The organism is Bacillus sp. 2B09 (assembly GCF_003946835.1).
In the GTDB taxonomy this organism is placed as follows: domain Bacteria; phylum Bacillota; class Bacilli; order Bacillales; family Bacillaceae; genus Bacillus; species Bacillus altitudinis.
In genome coordinates this window covers 1-1,232 of the sequence record NZ_RPSG01000020.1, presented here as the reverse complement: position 1 = coordinate 1,232, position 1,232 = coordinate 1, and the positions used below count along the sequence as shown (strand labels likewise).

General features: G+C 38.1%; 1 protein-coding gene. It reads left to right on the top strand.

The genetic code is table 11. The annotated features are described in order from the left end of the window. Positions 1–65: 65 nt before the first annotated feature. Positions 66–1,232 (top strand): IS1182 family transposase (locus EBQ12_RS19170; protein WP_125591035.1); only part of this gene is annotated, 1,167 nt, incomplete at its 3' end.

Below are 1,232 nucleotides of genomic sequence, written 5' to 3'. Positions count from 1 at the left end.
CCTTAAATTTTCCACTATCCCATTTTATAATAGAGAAAAGCATACTAAAGGAAGGTGTTTTTCTCATGTTCCACACTAGAAATTCTTCTCAGCACGAAGCCGAATTTGTTTTGCTAGATCAATTGGTCGAAGAGGATCACCTGCTTCGTAAAATTGATCAGTACATTGATTTTTCATTTATCATAGACAAAGTAAAACCATATTATAGTGAGAATAAAGGTCGTCCCTCACTTGATCCACTTATTTTGTTTAAAATGATGTTTATCGGATACCTGTACGGTATCCGTTCTGAAAGACAACTTGAAAAAGAAATTTACTATAACATGGCGTATAGATGGTTTTTAGGTTTAAACATCAATGACCCCGTTCCCCATCACTCGACCATTAGCTGGAATCGTCGTACTCGATTTAAGGATACAACCATTTTTCAAGACATTTTCGATGAAATTGTTCTTCAAGCCATCAATCACGATATGGTTGGAGGGCGCGTTCTTTTTACTGACTCCACTCATCTTAAAGCCAATGCCAATAAACATAAATATACAAGAAAAACGATTGAACAAGATACCCAGAACTATATAAATGAATTAGAAGAAGCGATCCAAGAAGATCGGGTGGCACACGGAAAAAAGCCCTTAAAGGTAAAAGAGGAGGTGAAAACGGAAAAAGACATTCGTCAAAGTACGACTGATCCTGAAAGTGGCTATCTTTATCGTGAAAACAAACCAGAAGGCTTTTTCTACCTAGACCATCGTACAACGGATATGAAGTACAATATCATCACAGATGCTCATGTCACGCCTGGCAATGTCCATGATTCCGTTCCGTATCTTGAACGATTGGATCACCAAATCGCACGATTTGGTTTTCAAGTAAACGCAGTTGCCCTTGATTCTGGTTATTTGACAACCCCAATCTGTAAAGGTTTATCTGATCGCCGTATTTTTGGTGTCATCGCACATAGACGTTTCCATCCAACAAGAGGATTATTCGAGAAGTGGAAATTCCAGTATGATTCTGAACACGATCAATACATATGCCCGAATGGTGAAAAGCTTTTATATACCACGACTGATCGAAAAGGTTATAGGTTCTACAAATCAGATCCTAAAAAATGCACATCGTGTCCTTTCCTTGAAAACTGCACAAGATCTAAAAATCATCAAAAGGTCATCTCAAGACATGTGTGGGAGGAACATAAAGAAAAGATCAGGCAAAATCGTCTGTCTGCC